Origin of the sequence: Streptomyces avidinii (genome assembly GCF_045161815.1) — a bacterium.
Taxonomy (GTDB): Bacteria; Actinomycetota; Actinomycetes; order Streptomycetales; family Streptomycetaceae; genus Streptomyces; species Streptomyces avidinii.
This window is the reverse complement of sequence record NZ_CP108863.1, coordinates 4,180,077-4,201,510: the sequence shown is the minus strand read 5'-3', so window position 1 is coordinate 4,201,510 and position 21,434 is coordinate 4,180,077. Positions and strand designations below refer to the sequence as shown.

17 protein-coding genes are annotated in these 21,434 nt (G+C 72.7%); 9 read left to right on the top strand and 8 right to left on the bottom strand.

What is annotated here, in order from left to right:
- Positions 1–19: 19 nt before the first annotated feature.
- From eccCa to OG373_RS18550, 6 genes are all read right to left on the bottom strand, one after another.
- Complete coding sequence (eccCa, locus tag OG373_RS18575; protein WP_405439290.1) at positions 20–3,994, bottom strand: type VII secretion protein EccCa; 3,975 nt, start codon at positions 3,992–3,994, stop codon at positions 20–22.
- Position 3,995: 1 nt separating this feature from the next.
- Entirely contained in the window at positions 3,996–5,222 is a 1,227-nt protein-coding gene (locus tag OG373_RS18570; protein ID WP_405439289.1) for a MinD/ParA family protein, read from the bottom strand.
- 21 nt (positions 5,223–5,243) lie between these two features.
- Positions 5,244–6,599, bottom strand: a complete 1,356-nt coding sequence (eccD, locus tag OG373_RS18565; RefSeq protein WP_405439288.1) for a type VII secretion integral membrane protein EccD — start codon at positions 6,597–6,599, stop codon at positions 5,244–5,246.
- Positions 6,600–6,706: 107 nt separating this feature from the next.
- Positions 6,707–7,135, bottom strand: a complete 429-nt coding sequence (locus tag OG373_RS18560) for a hypothetical protein (RefSeq protein WP_405439287.1) — start codon at positions 7,133–7,135, stop codon at positions 6,707–6,709.
- Between the two features lie 184 nt (positions 7,136–7,319).
- Positions 7,320–8,159 (bottom strand): hypothetical protein, encoded by an 840-nt coding sequence (locus tag OG373_RS18555; RefSeq protein ID WP_405439286.1) that lies wholly within the window; start codon positions 8,157–8,159, stop codon positions 7,320–7,322.
- 9 nt (positions 8,160–8,168) lie between these two features.
- A complete protein-coding gene (locus tag OG373_RS18550) occupies positions 8,169–9,722 on the bottom strand; it encodes a PQQ-binding-like beta-propeller repeat protein (protein WP_405439285.1) in 1,554 nt (517 codons plus the stop codon).
- A 165-nt stretch (positions 9,723–9,887) separates the two neighbouring features.
- Between OG373_RS18550 and OG373_RS18545 the strand changes: the two genes are divergently transcribed.
- From OG373_RS18545 to OG373_RS18530, 4 genes are all read left to right on the top strand, one after another.
- Positions 9,888–11,153 carry a serine hydrolase domain-containing protein gene (locus OG373_RS18545; RefSeq protein ID WP_405439284.1) on the top strand — a complete coding sequence of 422 codons (1,266 nt, stop codon included), beginning with the start codon at positions 9,888–9,890 and terminating at the stop codon, positions 11,151–11,153.
- A gap of 198 nt (positions 11,154–11,351) precedes the next feature.
- Positions 11,352–11,912 carry a GNAT family N-acetyltransferase gene (locus OG373_RS18540; protein WP_405439283.1) on the top strand — a complete coding sequence of 187 codons (561 nt, stop codon included), beginning with the start codon at positions 11,352–11,354 and terminating at the stop codon, positions 11,910–11,912.
- Between the two features lie 134 nt (positions 11,913–12,046).
- The gene (locus OG373_RS18535; RefSeq protein ID WP_397732829.1) at positions 12,047–12,562 is read left to right on the top strand and encodes a SigE family RNA polymerase sigma factor; all 516 of its coding nucleotides are present in this window, start codon (positions 12,047–12,049) and stop codon (positions 12,560–12,562) included.
- 103 nt (positions 12,563–12,665) lie between these two features.
- Positions 12,666–13,916: a hypothetical protein gene (locus OG373_RS18530; RefSeq protein WP_405439282.1), complete on the top strand. Its 1,251-nt coding sequence runs from the start codon at positions 12,666–12,668 to the stop codon at positions 13,914–13,916.
- 179 nt (positions 13,917–14,095) lie between these two features.
- Here the strand turns inward: OG373_RS18530 and OG373_RS18525 are convergent, their stop codons facing one another.
- Complete coding sequence (locus OG373_RS18525; RefSeq protein WP_405439281.1) at positions 14,096–15,811, bottom strand: bifunctional 3'-5' exonuclease/DNA polymerase; 1,716 nt, start codon at positions 15,809–15,811, stop codon at positions 14,096–14,098.
- A gap of 210 nt (positions 15,812–16,021) precedes the next feature.
- Here OG373_RS18525 and OG373_RS18520 point away from each other — a divergent pair, with 210 nt between their 5' ends.
- The 3 genes from OG373_RS18520 (at position 16,022) to OG373_RS18510 (ending at position 18,012) form a co-directional block, all read left to right on the top strand.
- Positions 16,022–17,200 carry a DUF2786 domain-containing protein gene (locus OG373_RS18520; RefSeq protein ID WP_405439280.1) on the top strand — a complete coding sequence of 393 codons (1,179 nt, stop codon included), beginning with the start codon at positions 16,022–16,024 and terminating at the stop codon, positions 17,198–17,200.
- Positions 17,201–17,245: 45 nt separating this feature from the next.
- Positions 17,246–17,647 (top strand): hypothetical protein, encoded by a 402-nt coding sequence (locus OG373_RS18515; protein WP_405439279.1) that lies wholly within the window; start codon positions 17,246–17,248, stop codon positions 17,645–17,647.
- A 119-nt stretch (positions 17,648–17,766) separates the two neighbouring features.
- The gene (locus OG373_RS18510) at positions 17,767–18,012 is read left to right on the top strand and encodes a DUF397 domain-containing protein (RefSeq protein ID WP_393849762.1); all 246 of its coding nucleotides are present in this window, start codon (positions 17,767–17,769) and stop codon (positions 18,010–18,012) included.
- 111 nt (positions 18,013–18,123) lie between these two features.
- Here OG373_RS18510 and OG373_RS18505 read toward each other — a convergent pair whose 3' ends face one another.
- Positions 18,124–18,612, bottom strand: a complete 489-nt coding sequence (locus tag OG373_RS18505; RefSeq protein ID WP_372453121.1) for an ATP-binding protein — start codon at positions 18,610–18,612, stop codon at positions 18,124–18,126.
- Positions 18,613–18,974: 362 nt separating this feature from the next.
- Here OG373_RS18505 and OG373_RS18500 point away from each other — a divergent pair, with 362 nt between their 5' ends.
- Positions 18,975–19,853 (top strand): helix-turn-helix domain-containing protein, encoded by an 879-nt coding sequence (locus tag OG373_RS18500; RefSeq protein ID WP_398674758.1) that lies wholly within the window; start codon positions 18,975–18,977, stop codon positions 19,851–19,853.
- Positions 19,854–19,942: 89 nt separating this feature from the next.
- Entirely contained in the window at positions 19,943–21,400 is a 1,458-nt protein-coding gene (locus tag OG373_RS18495; protein ID WP_397732824.1) for an aldehyde dehydrogenase family protein, read from the top strand.
- Positions 21,401–21,434: the final 34 nt, after the last annotated feature.

Here is a 21,434-nt window from a genome sequence, read left to right as displayed (position 1 = left end):
GTCGTCGGTTCGGCGGGCGCTATTCGGGCGTGTACACGGTCTGGATCAGGCGGTTGGACTGGCCCCGGCGGACGAGCACACCGCGCCCGGCCGGCTGCTGGGAGGCGTACACCCCCGGGAAGAGCTGTCCCTCGCTCCGGTCGCCCGCCATGACGATCGCCGAGGCCCCGGACTCGCGCAGGCCCTGCACCAGCGGCTCGTACATGCCGCGCGAGGCGCCCGCGACGCGGCGCGTCAGGACGAAGTGCAGGCCGATGTCCATCGCGGACGGGATGTACGGAACGAACGGGGCGAGGGGTGACTGTCCCGCGGTGGTGAGCACGTCGTAGTCGTCGACAAGGACCACGATCCGTGGTCCGCCGCCCCAACTGCCGGGCTCCAGGTCCTCCAGGGGGGCGCTGTCGTCGGGCAGGCGCCGTTCCAGCTCCGTGGCGATGCCCGCGGCCAGCCCGGCGCACATCTTGGTGTTGTAGGCGTAGCCGCCGTTGAACTCCTCCGGGACCACACCGCGCAGGCTGCGCCTGGGGTCCATGACGGCGAAGACCAGCTCGTCCTCGCCGTAGCGCTCGATGAGACCGCCGGCGATCGTCTTCAGCAGGCTGGTCTTGCCGCACTCGCTGTCGCCCATGATCAGCAGGTGCTGGTCGTGCTGGAACAGGTCGAGGAGCACGGGCGCCAGCGCGCCCTGGTCGAGGCCGATCGGCACCCGCTCGGGTTCGGCGACCGGGCCCGGCAGCAGGTGCGGCTCCAGCAGGTGCGGCAGCACCCGTACCGGCTGGGCCGCCTCACCGCTCCAGGTGGCGCGGATCGTACGGACGGTGCGCTCCAGCACCGATCCCAGTTCGGAGGTGTCGCGCAGGCCGTCGGTACGGGGCAGCGCCACCTGCGCGAAGAGCTTGCCGTCGGTGAGGACGCGGCCGGGCTCGTCGGGCGACAGGGTCTCGGCGAGCTTGCGCTGGATGCTGGACTCGCTGGGGTCGTTGAGGCGCAGCTCGACGCGCGTGCCGAAGTTCGACTGGGTGGCGATGCGGACGTCGTTCCAGCGGAGCATGCCCGCGACGACGTGGATGCCGTAGCCGCCACCGCGCTTGAGGATGTCGACGACGGCGTCGTCGAGCTCCTCGAAGTCGTCGCGCAGCGCGCCGAAGCCGTCGATGACGAGGACGATCTCGGCCGAGGCCAGCATGGGAAGCCGGCCGGCCGCGTGCAGGGTGCGCAGCTGCTCGACGGAGTCGATGCCGTACTCGCGGAAGACGTCCTCGCGGAGGGCGAGCATGGTGCGTACTTCCTCGACGGTACGGGCCGCACGCTCGCGGTCGGCCCGTCCCGCGATACCGCCCACGTGCGGCAGGCCCGACAGTGCCTGGAGGCCGCCGCCGACCAGGTCGAGCCCGTAGACGCCGACCTCCTGCGGGGTGTGGGTCAGTGCGAGCGAGAGGACCAGGGTGCGCAGCAGGGTGGTCTTGCCCGACTGCGGGCCGCCGATGACGGCGGCGTGGCCGCCCGCGACGGTGAGGTCGAGGAACCACTCGCCCTGCCACTGCTTCGTCGGATCGTCGAGCAGGCCGAGCGGCACCATGAGCCGTCCGCGCCGCTTGGAGAGCTGCATTCCGCGGGCGCCCACGTCGAGGGGGCCGGCGACCGTGTCCAGGGCGATCGCGTCGGGCAGCGGGGGCAGCCAGATCCGGCGTACCGGACCTGCGGCGTTCTGCAGCTGCTCGACGATGACGCCCATCTCGGTCGGGCCGGTCTCGCGGCGTCGCGCGGAGGGCCCCTGGTCGCCCTGTCGCTCCGGCTTGGAGAGGGTGTTGAAGGCCTCGTACTCCAGGGCGAGGGGGCCGCTGTCCTCGTCCTCGGCCCGCTGTACGGGTCCCCGGTAGGCGCCGGAGACGTAGCTCGCCTTGAACCGCTCGTAGTGGCTGGTGTCGACCTTGAGGTAGCCGAAGCCGGGCAGCGGCGGCAGGTGGAAGGCGTCGGTGGTGTCCAGGACCGTACGGGATTCGTCGGCGGAGAAGGTCCGCAGGCCCAGGCGGTACGAGAGGTAGGTGTCCAGGCCCTTGAGCTTGCCGCCCTCGATGCGCTGGCTGGACAGCAGCAGGTGCACGCCGATGGAGCGGCCGATGCGGCCGATGGACAGGAACAGGTCGATGAAGTCGGGCTTCGCGGTGAGCAGTTCGCCGAACTCGTCGATGACGACGAACAGGTGGGGGAGCGGGTCCAGGTCGGGCCGCCGTTCGGCGCGCAGCGCGGCGTAGTCGCCGATGTCCGCGATGTTGCCCGCGTCCTTGAGGACCTGCTGGCGGCGCTTGACCTCGCCGGCGAGCGAGGCGTGGACGCGCTCGACGAGACCGGCCTGGTTCTCCAGGTTGGTGATGACGCCGGCGACGTGCGGCAGGTCGGCGAACGGCGCGAAGGTGGCGCCGCCCTTGTAGTCGACCAGGACCAGGGACAGGTCCTCCGGCGGGTGTGTCGCGACCAGGGCGAGGACGAGGGTGCGGAGCAGTTCGGACTTGCCGGAACCGGTGGCGCCGACGCACAGGCCGTGCGGGCCCATGCCCAGTTCGGAGGACTCCTTCAGGTCCAGCAGTACGGGCTCGTGGGAGTCGCTGATGCCGATGGGCACGCGCAGGAAGGCGCGTTCGCCGCGGGGGGCCCACAGGCTCGGCAGGTCGAGGCGGGCCACGTCGTCGATGCCGAGCAGGTCGGCGAAGTCGACGGGGCCGGACAGCGGGGCGTCGACGAGGGATTCGGCGGACAGCCGCAGCGGGGCGAGCATCCGGGCCAGGCCCTCGGCGAAGGGGAGCCCGATCTCGTCCACGGTGCCGTGGGCCTGGATGGGCTCGTCCTGGCGGAGATCCTCGATGAGTATCCGGTCGCCGTCGACGGTGATCCGCACGCCGACGTGACCGGGCTCCTGGACCCGCTGTTCGAGCAGGTGGAGGACGGTGATGCCCATCTCGCGCAGGCCGACCGCGTCATCGGGGCGCGGCAGTTCGACGGCGTCCTCACCGTGGCCGTCGGTCACGACGAGCAGCCGGGACGTCATGCCGAGGGCGTCCTTGCCGGAGAGCCCGCGGCGCACCTCGGCGGCGTAGGAGGCGCGGCGGCGCAGCTCCGGGCCGACCTGGCGGGCGAGCTGGGCGGTGGAGGGGGCGATGCGGCGGGCGGCGACGGGGCCGTCGAGCTGCTCGGTGTCGAGCAGGTGCGGCATCCACTTGGCCCACTCCCAGTCGGGGAGCCGGTCGCCGGGGACGGCGAGCGCGACCGCGACGTCGTCGGGGGCGTGCAGGGCGGCGGTCTGGACCAGCAGGGCGCGCGCGACGCGCAGGCAGTCCTCGCGGGGGCCGATGACGCTGATGTTGCCGACCCGGTCGAGCGGGACGGTGAGCGGGAGCTCGGTGCCGTTGCCGAAACGGGCCGTCAGCGCCGATGCCTCGTTGAGCATGAAGAGGTCGGGCGGGGTCAGGACGGAGGAGCCCTGCTGGCCGATCTGCAGGTCGCGCACGGGCATCTCACCGGTGCCGACGCGCACGCGCAGGAAGTCGCCGTCGACGCGGCGGCGCTCCCACAGCCGGGCCGGGTCGCGGACGATGTCGTACAGGGCGTGCGGCGGCGGATTGAGCACGGAGGCGTGCTCGCCGCGGTCGCGTTCCTCGTCGGCCAGCTCCTCGCGCAGTTCCTCCAGGTAGGCGAGGTAGGCCTCGCGCTGGGTACGGCGGGTGCGCTGGGCCTTGCCGCGCTGCGAGAAGACGAGCGCGAGGGAGCCGATGATGGTGACCACGAGGATCAGTGCGCCGAGAGCGGCGAACTGGCTGTTGCGGACGACCGTCATCATCACGACGGAGGACATGACTCCGGCCACGGGCAGCAGCGACATCGCGATGTTGCCCGCCTTGCCCTCGGGGAGGTTGGGCGGAGCCTCGATCGTGCGTGCCGCGGGGGCGGCCGGGGGCCTGACGGTCCTGGCCGGGCGGTGGATCAGTCGGGTACTCACGTCAGTGGCGCTTCTGGGAGAGCTGGAAGACGTCCGCGGCGAGTGCGGCGGCGGTCTGTCTGGTCGAGTGGGCGAGCAGTTCGGTACGGATGTGGCCGCCGTCCGCCAGGTGGCCGTCGTACGGCAGGACGTGGACGCTCGGCCCTGCGGCCTCGAGGGTGCGGATCGCCGCGGCGAGGTCGATTCCCGAGCGCGGTGCCTGCTCGGTGAGCACGACGACCGTGCTCGCCATCACGCGCGGGGGCAGGCCCTGCATCCACTGGAGGACGGCGTGGGTGCTGGTGATGCCGTCCAGGGTGGCCGGGGTGGCCAGGACGAGGGCCTGGGAGGCGGAGAGCGCGACGCGGGCGACCTCGGCGGGCAGCGTCTCGCAGTCGACGACGGTCACGCCGAAGTAGCGGCGGAGCGCGACCATGGCCCGCTCGTACGACCGGGCGTCGAGCATCGCGCCGATCTGGCCCTGGCTGCCGGGCAGCAGCCAGGCATTGTCGCGGAGCTGGACCAGGTAGCCCGTGATGTCGAGCAGCGACATCTGGGGCTCGACGATGTCCGCGACGTCACCGGTGGTCCAGCGCAGGCTCTCGGCGCCGAGCCGGATCGGCAGCGAACCGAGGGCCGGGTCGGCCTCGACGAGGAGGACGGGGTCCTGCCGGTAGTGCGCGTAGGTGGTACCGAGCAGCGCGGCGATCGTGGACTTGCCGGCGCCGCCGCGGATGGAGGTGACGGCTATCTGGCGGCCGGTGGTGACGGGCTGCTGGAGCAGCTCGGCAGCGCGGGTGGCCGCGGCGACCTCGCGGGCGGCGGACGAGGAAACGGTTCTGCGTATCGCGCGCACGGCGCGGGCGGTGAAGGGCTCACCGCGCCGGGCCGTCCGGCCGACCGCGGTGAGGCTCCCGTCCACCGCAGGCCGGGACTCGGGGGTACGGGGCGCCTGCCCGCTGCCTCCGGAGGCGTACGGGGCCTGCTGCCGCGGCTGCGGCGGCGGGCGGTGGCCCTGGGGTGCGGCGGGAGCCGGGTCCGCCGCCGCGGCCGGGTCCTGGTGCGGGTACCCGTACGCGGGACCCGCGGCGGCCGGGGCGGGTACCTGCCCGCCGGCAGCCGGGGGCGGTGCACCCGCGCCGGAACCCGCCATCGGCTGTTGCGGCCCCCCGGGACCCGGGGTCGCGGGCTGCGCTCCGCCCCTGAGGTCGCGCAGGACGTCGCCCTGCCAGTTCTCTCCGTTCGGCATTGTCTGCCCCTGCCCCTTTTCTCAGAACTTGTTGAGCAGCTGCCCGTATACGCCGAACACGCCGACGGCGAGCGGGAATAGCCCCACCATGCCCACCGATTCGATGAGGTCGGCCGTGCGCCGTAGCCGGACCTGCACGTGCTCCGCGGGCTGCACCGCGAGGGCGAGCAGCGGCAGCAGGGCCGTCGCGCCCAGGACGGCGAGCGGTCCGGCGCCCCCGCCGTGCTCGCCCCACAGCATCACCAGCCGTACGAGGAGCAGCGCCGCCGCGGCGATCAGTGCCACGACCTCGGCGACCAGCGGGAAGGCCCGGGCCCTCGACAGCAGCACGACGGCGACGAGGGCGGGCAGCGTCACCGTCCATACGGACGGGTCCTCGGCCAGCGTCATCAGCCAGCCGGCGCCGGCCGTCGAGACCGCGGTGACGACCGTCGCGAGGGCGAGCCCGCGATGGGTGGCGGCGAGTGCGTTGCCCACCTCGTGGCGGCTGACGGAGGTGCCGCCCGAGCGCCGGTCGTCCAGGGCCGTGAGCCCCGAAGCCATCAGGGCGAGGCGCGGCAGCAGCCCGAGCACCACCACGGAGAACAGCGCCATGACCGCGCCGAGCCGGGACGGGTCGCCCTGGACGGCGGCGACGGCCTCCCACACGGCGGTGAGCACCGCGGTGGCCACGGCGCCGATCAGCCCACCGCGGCCGAGCGGCGAGAAGTACCCGAGCAGAACCAGCGTCAGGACGAGCGCGACCGCGACGGCTGCGAGCCGCGCGGCGCCCGACCAGTGGTAGGCGTCCGCGGCGGTCCATGCGGTGAGCGCGCCCAGCCCGCCGGAGGCGAACAGGAGGGCCGTCGCCAGTCCCCGATTGCCCTGCCCGATCCGGGAGGCGACGGCGCCGGCGGCCATCAGGAGGAGCGTGAGCGCGGTCAGGGCGCCGGCCAGTGATTCGAGGGCGAACTCGCGGCGGGCGAGCAGCGCGGCGGTCACCGTGAGGGCGACGGTCGCGACGCCCGCGCTGCCCCGCCGGGCGGTGGGACGCCAGCGCCAGGCCCGCAGGTCGAGGTCGTCGGCCACCAGATCGGTGACGTCGTGGACCACGGGGGCGGGAGGTGCGGAGTGGCTCCTGACGAGGCGCAGGACGGCTCCGTCGGCCACACCGGCCGTCGCGAGCGTGCTGTCGTGCGGCAGCGCCGAACCGTCCGATGTGATCAGTTGACGGGTCAACGGACGGGACGCGGTCCGGTCGTCGAGCAACTGCAATATGTCCGGCAGCAATTGCCCGATGGGGGTGTCGGAGGGCAGGACCATGTCGGCCCGGCGCCGCTCGCCGACCAGGGTCACCCGACTCAGTTGCGACCGGGAAGTCGTTGCTGTGCTCACCACTTACGGGAACCTATCATCGCGGGAGTGCGACCTTTCGGGCCAAGGGGGACATGCGGTTGCTGCGGAGCCGTGAACTCTCCCGGATCCACACGTCTCTGTTTCTTCCTCTACGACTTCGTCGGCGTGGGCGACTTGGCCGGGTGCGAGGGCGTGGGGGACGACGCCTTCGGTGATTTCGGCGCCTTCGACGGGGACGGCCCGCCCGTGCTGCCCGCCGGTGCGCCCGCCGGGCCGGACGGCTGCTGCGACGCGGCGGGCTGCCCGAGCGGCTGAGGCTTCCCCTGTTGCAGCTGTTGTTGCTGTTGCTGCTTCTGCTGTTGCTCGGCCTTCTGCTTCGAGAGGGTGTGCTGGACGAAGGACCACCCGACGCAACCCGCGCACAGGACGGCCGCGATGGCGATGCCCGCGAACAGCTTCCCGAGCCGCTCGTCCGCCGTGCGCCGAGCCCGCTGCGCGCCGAAGAGCAGCGCGTCCCTCATCCTGCGGCGGCGTACCGCCACCGACTCCAGAAGCTGGCTGTCGTAGTCCCGTGCCATCCGTCGTCCGTTGCCCCAGTCTCGGATCGTCCCCTGCCAACCACCGCTCCGGGGCGCGGTTTCTGCCACTGCGCCGTACGGAGCCCCGGTGTTTTGCCTCTGCAACATAGAGCATCCATCGGCGCCGGGCACGTCCGGACCGGTGGGTGAGCGGCCCCGCGGCCCCTCACGGCCCGGGAGCGGGTCAGGGCTCCTTCGGGTCGCCCGCCAGGCGGACCGTGCTCAGGACGCGCATGATCAGGGCGTCGTCGACGGCGCCGGGGACGCCCGTGCGGCCGTAGAAGTCCCAGGAGACGAGGTCGCCGCGGGAGTTCTTGAAGCCGAAGACGACCGCCTGGCCGTCGCCCGCGCAGTGGTTGGTGCGGGGGACGCCCGTGGAACGGGCTCTGACGTAGCTCCCCCTGACCCCCGACCGCGTCGTGTACGCCACCGGCTTGTCCGTCTTGACCACGCTCTTGTCCGGCTGGGTGTAGGCGGCGTAGACCCAGGTCGGCGCCTCCTTCTCGGCGATCTCGGCGGGGTTCTTGGCGCCGGCGGCACCCTTGGTGCCGACGTTGGCGAGCCGGACGTCCGAGACCTGGCCGTCGCCGTCCCCGTCGATGCTGCACCACTTGGACTTGTAGAAGGCCGGGGCCGTGTGTCCGATGAGGACCTTGTCCCGGTCCTTGTTGTCCGTGTGGCCGCTGAAGACCGTGGGTTCGAGGACCTCCCACTGCGGCGGCACGTCGAACGCGGTGCCGTGCTTGGGGTTGACCACGGCCTTCCAGCCCGCGACCTGCGGCTTCGTCGGGTCCGCCGCGGATGCCGGAGGGACGGCGCGGTCGCGCGCGCGGTTCTCGCGGACGCCGAGAACGACCCCGGTCGCGGCAGCGGTGACCGCCAGGGCGGTCAGGGCGCCGATCGCGGCCACGACCTTCTTCCGGCTCCTCCTTCCCCCTTCGCCGCCGGGTTCCTGCGGCGGGCGGAACGGCGGCGGCCGGTACAGGTCGCCGGGCCGGTCCGGCTGTTGGTACGGGTTCTGCATGGTGCCCCCCTACTTGCCGAACGACATGATCGAGCGGCTCGCCTTCCGCGGCTCCGGGCTGTAGACCCTGCCGTTGAGCAGGAACAGCCGTCCGCCCGCCCACGCGGTGCGCAGGCCGTGGGTGTAGAAGACGCCCTGGGCGCCGGCGGCCGCGGCCGGGCTCTGCAGGAGGGGCTGCGCCGCCCCGTCGGCCGGGGCGAGGGAGACGACCGCCCCCGCCTCGCCGCTGCCGCCGGAGGACACGTACACGACGACCCGGCCGCCCTCCACCGCGAGCGGCCACATGGTGCGCCCCTTGGGCTGCTCGGCGGTGCGCCACCGCTCCTTGCCGGTGTTCAGGTCCACGGCGACGACCTGGTTGGTGTCGTCGATGCCGAGGCTGCTGCCGGGCTTGCCCGCACCGAGGTAGAGGGTGTCGGCGTCGGCCGCGGCGGCGTAACACTCCTGGAAACCGCTGGCGTTGCCGAAGCCGTTGCACCGGCCGCTCACCCCGAAGCCCGGATCGGTCCGTGAGCGGACCGTGCCGTCGGCGGCGAAGGCCGTGATGTTCCAGGTCTTCTTGTCCTTGTGGTGCGCGGCGATCACCAGGGGGTCGATGGACAGCACCCGGCCGACGGTCCAGTCCCGGTCGTACTTGTGGCTCCAGCGCGCGCCGCCGGTGGCCGGATCCAGTTCCTCGACCATCGCCTGGCCGGAGGCGAGGGCGCCGTTCGGGTCGGGGCAGTGGCGGATGCCGATCAGCCGCGAGCCCCCGGCGAAGGCGGACGGGTAGCAGCCGTTGGTCTTCGAGGTGCCGAAGAGCTTGCGGCCGTCGGTGACCGAGAAGCCGCTCATGACGGCGGGCCGGGCGACGGCCACGGTGTCACCGCTGATCGCCAATTCGAACTGCACCGTGCTGTCGTGCTCGTTCTCGGGCGGTACCGGAACCTTCCAGCCCGCCTTGCCCGTGGCGAGGTCGATCTGCTGGAGGTGGGTGCACCGCGAGGTGTCGGAGGCGCTCTCCTTCACCGCCACGACGAGTACGCCGGTCGCGGACGGGGCCGGTGGGACCCCGCACAGCGGCGTCTGGAGCGGAAGCTTCCACTTTTCCTGGCCGTCGGCCACCGCGTACGCGGTGAGCCCGCTGGAGATCGCGCGGACCACCGCGTCGCCCACCCGCCACGGGCCGTACTGGGAGGTCCCCGACCCGGCCACCTCGGCCTGGTTGTCGCGCAGCCAGACCCGGGCCTCACCCGGCCGGATGCCCGCGTTGGGGTCGTAGGCGCCGGGGGTCCCACCGGGACCCTTGCCGTCGCCCTGGTCGACCGAGGGGGAACCGGAGGGTCCGGCCGCGGGCGGGTCGGGGACGCCGGCGCCGGTGCGGACCGTCAGGTGGTACGAGCCGCCGCCGATCAGGAGCAGGGCGGCGGCCACCGCCGCGACGGCGACGGCGGGTCGCGGCCGCGACCGCGAAGGGGGGCGAGGGGCGGGGGGAGGCGGGCCGAACGGTGCGGGCGGCGGCCCGAAGCCGGCGGGCTCCTGCGCGTCGGGTTCCGGCCGTGCGCCGGGAGTGCGACCGGTCATGGGGGAAGTCTGGCCGCTGCGGCGGCATTTCTAGAATAGATTTTTAGACTTCTTCGCCGCCTACCGCACCGCCCGCCGCCCCCTCCCGTCTCCCGGTCGCCCGCCCGGGTGCACAGGTCTAGCGTGGAGTGAAGGTCCGTGGCTTGGCGGGCGAGGAGGCCGGGCATGACGACACGTTGGCGCAGTGCGGCCGTGGCCGCGGCGGCGGTCGGACTCGTGGTGGCGCCCGTGGGTACGGGGGCGGGGGCGGTGTACGCGTGGGACGCGGCGGCGGCGCACACGCAGACCACGACGGCCCCGGCCGCAGCCCCGACACCCGCGACCGAGCCGACGCCGACGCCGGCTCCCACGTCCGCCTCCGACGAGTTCGCGCAGCTGACCCCCGCCGTGGCCCGGCAGTTGGACGACTCCATCCGGAAGGTCCTGGCCGAGGCGAAGATCCCGGGCGTGATCGTGGCCGTGTCGGCGCCCGGCAAGGGTGAGTACGTACGGTCCTTCGGCGTCGCGGACAAGGCCACGGGCGCGCCGATGACCCCGAACCTGAACATGCGGATCGGCAGCGTGACGAAGACCTTCACCGTCACCGCCCTCCTGGAACTGGTCGACGACGGCAAGGTCGGGCTGGACGACCCCATAGCCAAGTACGTCGACGGGGTGCCGAACGGCGACCGGATCACCCTGCGCGAGCTGGCCGGGATGCGCAGCGGGCTCTTCAACTACTCGGCGGACGAGGACTTCTACAAGGCGTTCACCAGCAATCCCGACCGGCCCTTCACCCCGCAGGAACTGCTCGACTACTCGTTCAAGCACCCGGTGCTGTTCGAGCCGAACGCGAAGTTCTACTACTGCAACACCAACCTGATCCTCCTCGGGCTGGTGGTGGAGAAGGTCAGCGGCACGCCGCTGGACCGGTTCATCGACCGGGAGGTCGTCGAACCGGCCGGGCTGAAGGACACGCTCTTCCCCACGGGCCCGGAGTTCCCCGAGCCGCACGCCCAGGGCTACACGAACCAGACGGCCTCCGGGAAGGTGGAGAACTCCACCGACTGGAATCCCTCCTGGGGCTGGGCGGCCGGCGCGATGATCTCCGACCTTTCCGACCTGCGCAGCTGGGCGAAGACCCTGGCGACCGGGACCCTGCTGACCCCCGCCACCCAGGCCCAGCGGCTGGACGTGGTCGACGCGATCCCGGGCGCGGGATACGGACTGGGCATCTTCAACGTCCAGGGCTGGATCGGGCACAACGGCTCACTGCCGGGCTACGGCTCGCTCGTCCTCTACCTGCCGGAGGCAAAGGCCACGCTGGTCGTGCTGCTCAACACGGACATCTCGTACGAGAACCAGGAGCCCAGCACCCTCTTCGGAGAGGCGATCACCGAGATCGTGACTCCCGACCGGGTCTACTCGCTCCCCGCCCAGCCCCCGTCGTGAGCGGGCGGGACGGCCGAGTGCCCCATGTGTGCGGCGGGCCCCGGGACTTCGGTCCCGGGGTCGGCGGCGTCGTGTGCGCGGCCGGTCCTTCGCGGCGGCCGACTCCGGCCGTAGCGTAGGGAGTCGAGAGTCCGGGCGACCGGTCGCCCGCGCACAATGGTCCGCGGCGCGCGCGAAACACCCCTGAGGGAGACGTACATGAACGGTCAGGCACAGGCGGCGGCACAGCAGGACGTCCCGTCCCCGACGGAGGACTCGGCGCCGGCATCCGCACCCGCCGCGCCCGCCCCCGCCCCCGCCCCCGCCCCCGAGGTCTCGGTCCGCGCCGCCGGCGAGGCGGACGTCGAGGCGGCGGCCGTGCTGTTCCGCGGCTACCTCGACTTCTACGAGGTGGACATCGAGGACCCGGACGCCCCGCGGGCCTTCCTGGCGGAGCGGATCGCCAAGGACGAGTCCCTGGTCCTGCTCGCCGACGTCCCGGACGCGGGCACGGTCGGCTTCGCGCAGGTCTACCGCGGGTTCTCCTCGCTCTCCCTGCGGACCGCATGGGTCCTCAACGACCTGTACGTGGCCCCGGAGGGCCGCCGCACCGGGGCCGGCCGGGCGCTGCTGCGCGAGGTGCTGCGCCGGGCCCGCGAGGCCGGGGTGTCCGGGGTGCAGCTGGAGACCGCGTACGACAACACCGTCGCGCAGGGGCTGTACGAGGCGGAGGGCTTCGTCCGCGAGGAGTTCCACGTGTACTTCCACGACCTGGGCTGACCGGCTTCCGGGGCAGGGCACGGTCTTCCCGGCGGACCCCGGGGGAATGCTCCCGGGAAGACTCCCGGCGGGCGATGAAACATTTCCGCACCGCCGACGCGTCAGTGTGGTGTGACGGACGCGAGGGGGAGCAGATGCGGCACGGTCGCGGGAGCGGATTCCGTGAGTTCGCGGCGGGCCGGTCGGGGCACCTGTACCGGTCGGCGTGCCTGCTGGCGAGCGGGGACACCCACCTCGCGGAGGACCTGGTGCAGGAGACCCTGGGGCGGATGTACCTGCGCTGGGGGCGGATCTCCCGTATCGACAATCCGGCGGCGTACGCGCAGACGGTGCTGGTACGGGCCTTCCTCACGCACCAGCGCCGCCGCTCGGCGGGGGAACGGCCGGTCGGTGAGCTGCCCGACCCGGGCGCGCCCGCGACCGGCGGCGAGGATCCGGCGCTGCGGCTGACGCTGCTGGAGGCGCTGGGGCGGCTCGCGCCCAAGGACCGGGCGGTACTGGTGCTCCGCTACTGGGAGGACCGCAGCGTCGAGGAGACCGCCGACGCGATGAACACCAGCTCGGCGGCGGTCCGTACGCGGACCTCGCGGGCGCTCGCCCGGCTGCGCGAGCAGCTGGGCGGCAGCCTCTCCGCCTTCGTGGATCTCTGAGACCGGCGCGAACCGCTCGGCTCCGGTCCCCCCGGGTTCGCTCGGTCCCCTCCGGTCACTCCCTCGCCCCACCCCACCCTGCAAACGGAAGGTCTGGTTCCACATGCCCTTTGAAGACGAACTCGGCGAAGCCCTGCGGCGTGCGGGGGAGGGCTTCACGACCGACCGGCACGCCCTCGCGGAAGCGGGAGAGCAGCGCGGCCGACGGCTGGTGGCGCGCCGCCGGGCCGCCGTGGTCGGGGGCTCCGCGCTGGCCCTGACCGTGATCGCGACGGCGGGCGCCTACACCGGCGGCCTGTTCGACGGCCCGGGCGCCGTGGACCGGGTCGACGTCGCGGCGCCGCCGACCGGTCCCGGCGGCAGCGGGAAGCAGCCGCGGAGCGGCACCGGCGTGGTGACAGCCGAGCAGCTGATCGCGAACCTGACGGCCCTCCTGCCGGGCGGAGCGCTCACCAAGGCCGAGGCGCGGGGCACCAGCGACGAGCTGGGCCCGTGGGTCTCCGGCGTGTACGACGACGGGAAGGGGAAGTCCGCCGTCTCCGTCCGCCTCCAGCGGGTCGATCCGAAGGGCAGCCTGGCTCGCGAGCAGACCGAGTGCGGGGACAAGAGCCTGCAGGGCTACGACGACTGCCGGACCGAGTATCTGGCCGACGGTTCCAGGCTGATGCTCCACAAGGGCTACGAGTACCCCGACCGCCGGGTGGACACCAAGGTCTGGTCGGCGACGCTCGTCACCCCGCAGGGCTTCCTGGTCGGCGCGTCCGAGTGGAACGCGGCGGCCGAGAAGGGCGCCCCCGTCTCCCGGACCGATCCGCCGCTGGCCACGGAGGAATTGAAGACCCTGGTCACCTCACCGGCATGGCAGCCGGCGCTGAACGACCTGCCGACGGTCGAGCCCGAGGTCCCCCAGGTGCAGGAGCCGACCGCACTGCGGGACCGGAACGCCGGGGCGGCTCTGGAGCACCTGATCAACGGACTCGGAGTCGCGGCGCCTGTCGTCGCCAGGGGCGGCGAGGGCGAGTACGGGTATGTCGTCCTCGACGACGGCAGTGGAAGGTCCCTGGTCCAGATCAACGTCCAGAAGGGCGAGGGCAACATCGGTTTCACGGACGCCGATGCCACCGTGCGGCCCGACGGGACAAGGGTGAAGCCCATGGTGGGGCGCGCCACGCAGGGCAAGGACGTGATGCAGTGGAGCGTGGACACCCTGCGCAAGGACGGTCTGCGCGTGCTGGTCTCCTCCTTCAACGCGGCCGATCCGAACGGCACGCCCACGCGCGACTCGCCCATGCTGACGATGGAGCAGCTGCACGAGATCGCGCTCGCCCCGGGGTGGAACCGGACCCGCAACTAGTGCTGTGACCGGAAAGGTCCACCGGGTCGCGACGCCCGGCACGGCACCTCGCCGCGTTGTCGGACCACGGAAGTACGTCCAGTACGGCCCGTGGCCCTCCGCCTTGCGATGCACCGCACCGGACGCCGCGACCCGGCAAACCTTTCCGGTCACAGCACTAGAAACCGGCGTGAGCGGGTTCATTTGGCGTCCGCGTAGCACTCCACGACCGCCGTCGTGAACGGGAACCGGACCGGGGTGTCGCCGAAGGCGATCCGGCCGGCCCGGTCGCCGGCGGCGCGGATCGCCGCCACCACGGCCTCGGCCTCCTCGGCCGGGCAGTGCACGATCACCTCGTCGTGCTGGAAGAACACCAGCTCGGCCCGCATGCCGGCGGTCGCCTGCCGCAGGGCCGCGAGCAGCAGCAGCGCCCAGTCGGCCGCGCTGCCCTGGACCACGAAGTTACGGGTGAACCGGCCGCGGGCCCGGGTATTGGTGGAGGCGTAGCTCGGGGTCCAGCCGTCCTCCCGGTCCTGCGGGGTGCCCGACTCGCCCTCGCCGTACCCCTCGCCGGGGTCGATGCCGCCGTCGCCGGCCTCGTCGCCGTCGCCGGAGCCGGCGGGGGGCGGGCAGGTACGGCCCAGCCAGGTCCGTACGAGCCGGCCCTCCTCCCCGGCCTTCGCGGCGTCGTCCACGTACGCGACCGCCAGGGGGAAGCGGCGGCGGAGCGCGGCCAGGTTCTTCAGGCCGTCCCCGGAGGTCTGCCCGTAGACGGCGCCGAGCACGGCGAGCTTGGCCTTGTCCCGGTCGCCGGAGAAGCCCCGGCGGGAGACGGCGGTGTAGAGGTCCGAGGCCTCCCCGGCGACCTCCATGAAGGCCGGGTCCCGGGAGATGGCGGCGAGTACGCGCGGTTCCATCTGGTCGGCGTCGGCGACGACGAGCCGCCAGCCCGGGTCGGCGACGACCGCCCGGCGGATCACCTTGGGGATCTGCAGGGCGCCGCCGCCGTTGGTGACCCAGCGGCCGGTCAGGGTGCCGCCGGGGATGAACTCCGGGCGGAAGCGGCCGTCGCGGACCCAGTCCGCGAGCCAGGACCAGCCGTGGGCGGTGTAGATCCGGTACAGCTTCTTGTACTCGATCAACGGCTCGACGGCGGGATGGTCCAGCTCCTGGATCTCCCAGCGGCGGGTGGACCTGAGCTTGATCCCGGCTCCGGCGAAGGCCTTGATGACGTCGGCGGGCAGATCGGGGCGCACACGCCTGCCGAATGCGGCGGACACGCGGTCCGCCAGCTCGGCGAGGCGCCGGGGCTCCCCGCCGCCCGCGTACCGCTCGCCGAGCAGCTCGGTCAGCAGGGCGCGGTGCACGTCGGCCCGCCAGGGCAGACCGGCACGGTTCATCTCGGCGGCGACGAGGAAGGCCGCCGACTCGGCGGCGACGAGCAGCCGCATCCGGTCGGGGCGGTCGGTGGCGTCGAGCCGTTTCGCCTGGTCGGCGTGGATGGCGAGCAGGGCGTCCAGGGGGACGGGGACGGGCTGCGGGTCGAAGAGGGAGTCCTGGGCGCGGGGCTCGGCGGCGCGCGGGCGTGGATCCGGCGGTACGGGGGTGTGGGTGAGCCGGGCCCAGGCGGCCGCCGCGGAGCGGGGCTCGCCGGAGCGGCCCTCGTGGCCGAGGAGCAGCAGCTCGGCGGCCTCGATGTCGTGGCACCGCTCGACGCGGGTGCCTGCGGCGAGCAGGCGGGGGTAGACGGCGGCGGTGGACCGCCAGACCCAGCGGGTGCCGGGCGGGGCGGAGCGGATCGCTTCCGCGGGGTCGCGGACGCGGAGCCGGACTCCGTCCGTGGGGGGTACGGGCGCGGCGTGCCACCACCCGTCGCCGTCCTCGGCGAGGGCCCAGCGGGCGGTGCGGTCGCTCATGGGTGCGAGTGTCCCACCGGGGTCTGACAGGGGGGCTTCGGCGTGCCGGTGCGCTGGGCCGCTGGGCCGTGCCGGGTGCTGTGCCGGGTGCGGCGCCGTTCCCGGGGCTCCGCCCCGGACCCCGCGCCTCAAACGCCGGCGGGGCTGGAACGGCCGGGGCCGGAAGGGACGGCGGAGCTGGAGCTGCGGGCGGGCTGGAAGACTGGAGGGGTGAGAGACCTTGCCGAGACCGTCGATCGAGCCTTCGCTGCCGCCCTCTACGCCCAGGACGATGCCGGGCTGGACACCGGGGCCTCGTTGCTCGTCGCCGATCAGGGCGGCTGGGCCGCGGTCGGGCGGGAGCTGCTCGCGCGCGGGGAGGCGTACGTGCGCCAGGGCTGGGAGCGGGGCTGGCAGCCGGCGGACGTGCTGCGGCTGGTCCGGCGGGACCTCGACGAGCGGCACCTGCGCATCACCGGGGACCTGATCGCCGCCGAGGCGCGCCGCTACGCGCGACTGCCGGCGCGCTGGGGTGCCGGTGAGGTGTGGTGGGCGCGCGACGAGGAGTACGCCGACCGGCTCGCACAGCGGGAAAGGGCCGACCGGTTCACGCTGGCCACGGCCTTCCTGGAGGTGCTGCGGCTGCTGATACGGCTGCCCTCGATCGAGCCCGTGGGGCCGCTGCCCGGTGACCCGGCCGACGCCCTCGCCGAGCACGCCCACATAGAGCCGCGCATGCTGGGCCGGATCCGGGCGCTGCTCGCCAAGGCCGAGGCGACCACCTTCCCGGAGGAGGCGGAGGCGCTCAGCGCCAAGGCCCAGGAGCTGATGGCCCGGCACACCGTGGACGAGGCGCTGCTGGCCGCCCGCGGCGGCGGCCCGGCGCAGGTCCCGGGGGCCTGCCGGATCGGAGTCGAGCCGCCGTACGAGGAGGCGAAGGCGGTGCTGCTCGACGCGGTGGCCACCGCCAACCGCTGCCGGGCGGTGTGGAACAGCGGCTTCGGGTTCTCCACGGTGGTCGGCTTCGAGAGCGACCTGGAGGCGGTGGAGCTGCTCCACACCTCGCTGCTCGTCCAGGGCACGGCGGCGATGACCCGCGCGGAGGCCGCGCAGCGCTCCGGCGGGCGCAAGCGGACGAAGACCTTCAGGCAGTCCTTCCTGCTCGCCTACGCCAGCCGGCTCGGCCACCGGCTGGCCGAGACCGCCGAGCACGCGGCGACGGAGGCCCCCGACAACCTGCCGGCCCTGGTGGCCCGGGACGTGGCGGTCACCTCGCGCGCGGACGAGATGTTCCCGCGGACCACCACGACCCGGCTGCGCGGCGCGACCGACCACGCGGGCTGGGAGGACGGCACGGCGGCCGCCGACCGCGCCCACATGGGCGGCCGGCGCAGGCCGCTGCCCCGCTAGACAACACACCAGTACGCCGATCCGGCCGGAGCCCGGCGGGCCGATGTGCGCGAGGCCCTGCTGGCGGCGCGCGACGCCCGCATCGCCTGGCAGGAGTCCGTGGACCGGGCCGCCGGGGAGCCGGTGCGCCACCGCGGGCCGTCCCACGCGGCCGCCGACGGCGCGGGGGACGCCCTGGCCGCGCTGGGCCGGTGCACCATGCTGCTGGAGGCCCGTCTCCCGGACCGCGGGCAGGCCCCGGTGCCCGGCGCCGCCGACCTGGCCGGGGCGCTGCGCAGCGCCGGCGAGGCGGGCGCCGAGGCGGTGCGGGAGCGCCGGGTGCCGCAGTGGGGCGAGGTCAGGGCGGTGCCGGCGGACCGGCGCGGGCCCGAGCAGGGGGTCCTGCGGGGGGCCGCGGCGCAGCTCCTGGACTCGCTGGACGAGGTGTCCGAGTCCCTTCGCCCCTGAGCACCAACCTCTGAGTGATCAACGGACCACCCCGCGTGCACGTGCATCTGCCCATGCAGCAGCTCATGAACACAGCTATGATCCGGAGGAGTTGACATCTGCACTATCGGGGGCTTCCTGTGGACCACGCGTACAACGGGATGGCAGCTGCAGAACTCGCTTCCTTGTTTGAGCTGACGTGGCAGAAGAGCAGACACAGCAACTCGCAGGGTTCCTGCGTGGAGTTCGCGCGGCTGCCGGGAGGCGACGTCGCCATGCGCAACTCGCGCTTCCCGGACGGACCGGCACTGGTCTACACGCCGGCGGAGATCGAGGCCCTGCTCCTGGGCGTCAAGGACGGCGAGTTCGATCATCTGATCGCCTGACGGAACAGCGCACCCAATCAAGCCATGCACGTGCACTGGCCGGGACTGATCGCAATGATCAATCCCGGCCAGTTGTCCTGTGTGTGCCCCTGCTCGGCGGCTGTCGGCCGTTCAGTCCTGGAGCAGGAAGAGCGCCCAGACGACCTTGCCGGTCAGCCGTCCCGCGAGCGGGTGCCAGCCCCAGCTGTCGCTGTACGCGTCCACCAGGAACAGCCCGCGCCCGGACTCCAGGTCGCAGTTCTCCGAGGTCCGCTCCGGTGAGAACGCCCCGCCGGGCCGGTCCTCGCTGGGGTCCCGCACCGCACACACCAGCCGTGTGCTCCACCGCATCAGGTGCAGCCGTACCGGCGGCTCCGGCTCGGCGTCCGGACCGCGCCTGTCCTCGGGCAGGGCATGGCGCAGCGCGTTCGTGACGAGTTCGGAGACGACCAGGGCCACGTCGTCGAAACGGTCGTCGAGCCCCCACTGGGACAGGGTCGACCGGGTGAAGGTGCGGGCGCCGCGCACCGCGTCGAAGCGTGCGGGAAGGGCGCATGAGGCGGACCCGGAGACAGCCGTGGGGTCGACCGGGGGCAGCCCCTGCCGTAACGGCTCGAGCATGGTCGATCCATTCGTCCCCATGCGAGGCACTCCCGGGATTCGCGGGCGGAGCGGTCAACTCCGTCCAGAAAGAACTGCGGGGTGGGTCCGGCGCCGGCGCGAACAGCACGCAGGTGCGCGGGGACCATCGTTCCGAATGCCGGAGCCGGATGCAAGGGCAGATGCACGTGCACGCGCCGGACCTGTCCACTCCCGTGACGGTTCTGACTCATTTCTTCCTACGCATACTTACGGACTTCTTTTCCCGGAGACGGGATTCCGTTACAGAACGAGTACGGGCCGATGCGTTTTGGTGGCAGACTGCGGCCCCTGGGGTACGGGGGCCCCGAGACGCTCGCGCACACCACGCGCACGCCAATGCGATGGGGAGGGCAGTACTAGTGACCGCAGAAGCAAGCGGTTCTGTGGTGCGCCGCATCCTCCTGGGCTCCCAGCTCAGGCGACTCCGAGAATCCCGCGGCATCACCCGTGAGGCGGCCGGCTACTCGATCCGCGCATCCGAATCGAAGATCAGCCGCTTGGAGTTGGGAAGGGTGAGCTTCAAGGCCAGAGACGTCGAGGACCTCCTCACGCTCTACGGAGTCACGGACAGCACCGAGCGCGAGTCGCTGCTCGGACTGGTCCGCGAGGCCAACGCGACCGGCTGGTGGCACAGTTACGGCGACGTGCTGCCCGGGTGGTTCCAGACGTACATCGGTCTGGAGGGCGCCGCCTCCCTCATCCGCATCTACGAAGTGCAGTTCGTCCACGGGCTGTTGCAGACCGAGGCCTACGCCCACGCCGTCGTCAGCCGCGGCATGCCCGGCGCCACCGGCGCCGAGATCGACCGCCGCGTCGCCCTGCGCCTGGAGCGGCAGAAGGTCCTCGTCTCCGAGAACGCCCCGGTCTTCCACGCCGTCCTCGACGAGGCCGCGCTGCGCCGCCCGTACGGCGACCGCGAGGTCATGCGCGGACAGCTGGAGCACCTCATCGAGGTCTCCCAGCGCCCCAACGTGCAGCTCCAGGTGATGCCCTTCTCGTTCGGCGGCCACGCGGGCGAGAGCGGAGCCTTCACCCTGCTGCGCTTCCCCGAGTCCGACCTCCAGGACATCGTCTATCTGGAACAGCTCACCAGTGCCCTCTACCTGGACAAGGACGAGGAAGTGGGGCAGTACGGGCGCGCGATGGAACGGCTCCAGGCCGACTGCCCCGACCCCGACCGGACCAGGGATCTTCTTCGCGGCCTGCTCCAACTGTCTTGATTCGCACGTAGTATGACGTCTGATCAGTGCATGATGACCGATCGGTCTCCGGTGCAGCGCACGGGTGCGCGCTCGCAGTAAGGGATGGCATGTCCATATTCAGCGACCTGGCTCACCAGTACATCGACGGCGAATGGCTGGCCGGTACCGGTTCGTGGGACATCATCGACGTCAACCCGTACAACGGGGAGAAGCTCGCGGCCATCACCGTGGCCACCGTCGAGCAGGTGGACCAGGCCTACCGCGGCGCCGAGCGCGCCCAGCGGGAGTGGGCCGCCACCAGCCCGTACATCAGACGCGCGGTCCTGGAGCGCGCCCTGCGGATCACCGAGGAGCGCGAGAAGGAAATCGTCGAGGCGATGATCGACGAGCTCGGCGGGACCCGTCCCAAGGCCGAGTACGAGGTCCACCTCGCGATGGAGTTCATCCGCGAGTCGCTCCAGCTGGCCGTCCGCCCCGAGGGCCGGATCCTGCCCTCGCCGGTGGAGGGCAAGGAGAACCGGATCCAGCGGCTGCCCGTGGGCGTCATCACCGTGATCAGCCCCTTCAACTTCCCGTTCCTGGTGACCCTGAAGTCGGTCGCCCCGGCCCTGGCGCTGGGCAACGCGGTCGTCATCAAGCCCAACCAGAACGCCCCGGTCGTCGGCGGCGGCGTGATCGCCAAGATCTTCGAGGACGCCGGGCTGCCGGCCGGCCTGCTGAACGTCCTCGTCACCGACATCGCGGAGATAGGCGACGCGCTCCTGACCCACCCCGTGCCCAAGGTCATCTCGTTCGCGGGATCGGACCGGGTCGGCCGGCACGTCGGGGCGATCGCCGCCCGCCACTTCAAGCGCACGGTCCTGGAGCTCAGCGGCAACAGCGCGCTCGTCGTCCTCGACGACGCCGACCTCGACTACGCGGTGGACGCGGCCGTCTTCAGCCGCTTCGTCTACCAGGGCCAGGTCTGCATGGCCGCCAACCGCATCCTCGTCGACGCCTCGGTCGCCGAGGAGTTCACGGAGAAGTTCATCGCCCGCGTGCGCGGCCTGAAGACGGGCGACCCGCACGAGGCCGACACCCACATCGGCCCGCTGATCAACTCCTTCCAGGCCGACGCGCTGACCGCGCTCGTGGACCAGGCCGTGGAATCGGGCGCGCAGGCGCTCGTACGGGGTTCTACGCGCGGCAACCTGGTCGAACCCACGGTGCTCGCCGGGATCCCCGAGGACTCCCCGCTGCTGGGCCAGGAGATCTTCGGGCCGGTGGCCCTGCTGGTGGTCTTCGACGGCGAGGACGAGGCCGTCCGGCTGACCAACGCGACCCCCTACGGGCTCAGCGGCGCGGTGCACACCCGGGACGTGGAGCGGGGCGTCCGCTTCGCGCAGCGGATCGAGACGGGCATGATCCACGTCAACGACTCCACGATCGGGGACGAGCCGCTGGCCGCGTTCGGCGGCGAGAAGGCCTCGGGTCTGGGCCGGCTGAACGGCGAGGCCACGATCGAGGCCTTCACCACCCAGAAGTGGATCTCCGTGCAGCACGGCCGGACGACCTTCCCGTTCTAGGTCCCGCCCGGCGTCCCCCTAGACTCGGCCGGGC

What these genes read in the sequence shown, in the direction of transcription:
- OG373_RS18570 (WP_405439289.1), bottom strand. Translation starts at nt 5,222, where the DNA reads ATGCCGAACGGAGAGAACTGGCAGGGCGACGTCCTGCGCGACCTCAGG.
- OG373_RS18560 (WP_405439287.1), bottom strand. Translation starts at nt 7,135, where the DNA reads ATGGCACGGGACTACGACAGCCAGCTTCTGGAGTCGGTGGCGGTACGC.
- OG373_RS18555 (WP_405439286.1), bottom strand. Translation starts at nt 8,159, where the DNA reads ATGCAGAACCCGTACCAACAGCCGGACCGGCCCGGCGACCTGTACCGG.
- OG373_RS18550 (WP_405439285.1), bottom strand. Translation starts at nt 9,722, where the DNA reads ATGACCGGTCGCACTCCCGGCGCACGGCCGGAACCCGACGCGCAGGAG.
- OG373_RS18545 (WP_405439284.1), top strand. Translation starts at nt 9,888, where the DNA reads ATGACGACACGTTGGCGCAGTGCGGCCGTGGCCGCGGCGGCGGTCGGA.
- OG373_RS18540 (WP_405439283.1), top strand. Translation starts at nt 11,352, where the DNA reads ATGAACGGTCAGGCACAGGCGGCGGCACAGCAGGACGTCCCGTCCCCG.
- OG373_RS18535 (WP_397732829.1), top strand. Translation starts at nt 12,047, where the DNA reads ATGCGGCACGGTCGCGGGAGCGGATTCCGTGAGTTCGCGGCGGGCCGG.
- OG373_RS18530 (WP_405439282.1), top strand. Translation starts at nt 12,666, where the DNA reads ATGCCCTTTGAAGACGAACTCGGCGAAGCCCTGCGGCGTGCGGGGGAG.
- OG373_RS18525 (WP_405439281.1), bottom strand. Translation starts at nt 15,811, where the DNA reads ATGAGCGACCGCACCGCCCGCTGGGCCCTCGCCGAGGACGGCGACGGG.
- OG373_RS18505 (WP_372453121.1), bottom strand. Translation starts at nt 18,612, where the DNA reads ATGCTCGAGCCGTTACGGCAGGGGCTGCCCCCGGTCGACCCCACGGCT.
- OG373_RS18500 (WP_398674758.1), top strand. Translation starts at nt 18,975, where the DNA reads ATGGGGAGGGCAGTACTAGTGACCGCAGAAGCAAGCGGTTCTGTGGTG.
- OG373_RS18495 (WP_397732824.1), top strand. Translation starts at nt 19,943, where the DNA reads ATGTCCATATTCAGCGACCTGGCTCACCAGTACATCGACGGCGAATGG.